The sequence below is a fragment of the Pseudoalteromonas sp. SG43-7 genome, assembly GCF_014164295.1.
GTDB lineage: Bacteria > Pseudomonadota > Gammaproteobacteria > Enterobacterales > Alteromonadaceae > Pseudoalteromonas > Pseudoalteromonas rhizosphaerae.
Genome location: NZ_JACJEY010000196.1, coordinates 1 through 377 on the forward strand (window position 1 = coordinate 1; position 377 = coordinate 377).

The window sequence follows — 377 nt, forward strand, 5'->3', positions numbered from 1 at the left end:
CAGGATTTAAAGCAAAAAGAAAAGCTGGATAAAAGTGCAGATAAAATCACGGAGTTCTTAGCGACCCACGAGGAAAAAACGGGCAGCAAAGGCAAGCCTATTAAAAGTAATATTACCGACCCTGATAGCGCGAAAATGACCACGTCAAAAGGTACAATCCAAGGCTACAACGGGATAGCGATAAATGACGATAAACATCAAGTTATACTGCAAGCACAGGCATGGGGCTCGGTGGGCGAGCAGCAAACCCTGCAGCCAGCAGTTAAGCAATTAAAGCAGCAGCTTGATAAATTGAATACCGACAAATCAACAGACGAACAAACGATTAAGTTCACCGCAGACAGTGGGTTTAATAGCGAAGCGAACCTTGAATACAT

General features: G+C 43.8%; 1 pseudogene. It reads left to right on the plus strand.

The features are described 5' to 3' along the window. Positions 1–377: pseudogene (locus H5200_RS24265) on the plus strand (transposase); the annotation flags it as partial.